This is a genomic window from Klebsiella sp. 10982, from assembly GCF_048589245.1.
In the GTDB taxonomy this organism is placed as follows: domain Bacteria; phylum Pseudomonadota; class Gammaproteobacteria; order Enterobacterales; family Enterobacteriaceae; genus Klebsiella; species Klebsiella quasivariicola.
The window spans coordinates 1-1,839 of the sequence record NZ_JBMAXV010000109.1; the positions used below are offsets into that span (position 1 = coordinate 1).

Here is a 1,839-nt window from a genome sequence, read left to right on the forward strand (position 1 = left end):
CGCTGCCTCATCGCTAACTTTGCAACAGTGCCGATGATAAAGGGTTAGACCCCGTGAGGCCTATCTGGCTATTGTACAGGATATACGTATCCGCTTAACGAACAAGAACCTCACGCGCGTCTTTCATCAGGGTCCGAATCGATGACGATTCATCATGGCCGTTTATAGTACCGCAGTCTCTCCCCTTTATTTTTACTGAAGAGCAGACAGAAACCATAAACACCGGCGTTGACACGCCGGGGAAGCCCTTATAGTACAATAATTTTCGAAATCCAACCCATCCCGCCTACAGGAATGACGGATTTTTCGGCGGTTCCGGCGTAGACCCACCACAACTGCTGTATAGCTTGTGGGTAAGTGATAATGAAGTGCAAACGAGATGGCGCAAATACTCTTTTGGTTTATCTTTTAATTACTTACGTATTAAAAGATAAACCAAAAAATAAAAGACATTACTGTTATCCCCTTTAAAAAGTGGATAACCGAACAGCATCGGCGCGAGCGCCTCAAAAGTAGCTCCCCACGCTAAAGCGCGGGGCATTCAGAACGGAATCCCTCGATGGCTAACAGCTCGCCTGTTAGCCATCGAGGGATTGGACAAATCCGGCCACGCCGGATACGTCAGCAAATATCGCTGAAGAATTAGCTTACACGCTCGTAAGCGGCTCTTACGACCCGCTAACGCGGAGATACGCCCCAACTGCGGCTTCGCCTTGTTGTGACCACTCCGACCGCGCACAAAAGCCTCTGAGCCGCTTTTAGCGGAATATGGCTTTGCAAGGTGAAGGGATGGATAGGCGATCCCTTTCGATCCCTCACTGGTATCGGCGGCTAACCCTCGGTGCTACCTGTCATTTCATCCTGCCGCCTTACATGCGCTAACGCGCATAAATCCCCGTTCCTCAGTGGAACGAAAACTCACGCTAACAGGGTAGTGACCGGGTAGCCACGATAACTGCCAACAAAATTAGCTTATAGGTTAATTCTACCTTGTCTGAAATTAGCCTATAGGTTAATATTAATAGAAATGGGAGGTCACATGTTTAGCGTTGTTTATCACCCGGAAGCCAGGGAAGAAGCCACAGCATTACCCGTAAAAATCAGGGTGAAGTTTGACCGTCTCATCGGCAAACTGGAGTATGACGCCCGATTACTGCGGGAGCCGGACACGAAGCCCCTGGGCGATGGACTTTTTGAGATCCGCACGATGGGGACGGACATAGCCAGGGGAATCTGGGTATACCACAAAGGCAATACCATCATCATGCTCCGTGTTTTCATCAAGAAGTCACAGAAAACGCCAGCGAAAGAAATCGATCTCGCCAAAAAGCGGTTAGCGGAGGTACTTAATGAAACTGGTAAGCCATAAAGAACTGCATAACGAGTGGATGCAGGACGATGAATATCGCGCTGCATGGCAGGAAGAAGAACGTAAGGAAAAGCTCAGGGAGCTGCTTGCTGAATGGCGCAAGCATGACAACCTGACAAAAGCGCAGGTTGCTGAACGCATGGGGGTTACACCTCCGGTTATTTCTCGCCTGGAAAACAACATCACCAAAGCCAGCATCGACACACTGACCCGCTACGCTCACGCCTGCGGCATCAAGAAACCTGTCATTGCCCTGTACTGAATAGCCAGCCCTCCGGGGCTGGCCTTTTTGTTTCGGTCAGTCCCAAAATTTTGTTAAAGCAAGTTTAAAATGTCACCTGTTTCTCCAAAGTTGAAATGTCACTTCTAAGCCAATCTATTTATACATAATCTTTACATCTTTCCCCGGTGACAAAGTGCTAATTGGTCTGTAATGTTCAATGTGTGGCAGGCAAGCCGCCGGTGACTTA

2 protein-coding genes are annotated in these 1,839 nt (G+C 48.8%); both read left to right on the plus strand.

Translation table 11 applies throughout. From position 1 onward, the window contains the following. Positions 1-1,039: 1,039 nt before the first annotated feature. Positions 1,040-1,369, plus strand: coding sequence for a type II toxin-antitoxin system RelE/ParE family toxin (locus ACKLKD_RS27770; protein WP_000493286.1), 330 nt, complete (start codon positions 1,040-1,042; stop codon positions 1,367-1,369). Continuing rightward, on the plus strand, positions 1,350-1,631 hold the full coding sequence (locus tag ACKLKD_RS27775; protein ID WP_000780222.1) for a helix-turn-helix domain-containing protein: 282 nt from the start codon (positions 1,350-1,352) through the stop codon (positions 1,629-1,631). Before ACKLKD_RS27770 ends, ACKLKD_RS27775 begins: the two co-directional genes overlap by 20 nt. The last annotated feature ends 208 nt before the right edge of the window (positions 1,632-1,839 follow it).

Coding starts and splice junctions, on each gene's coding strand:
- ACKLKD_RS27770 (WP_000493286.1), top strand. CDS start 1,040: ATGTTTAGCGTTGTTTATCACCCGGAAGCCAGGGAAGAAGCCACAGCA.
- ACKLKD_RS27775 (WP_000780222.1), top strand. CDS start 1,350: ATGAAACTGGTAAGCCATAAAGAACTGCATAACGAGTGGATGCAGGAC.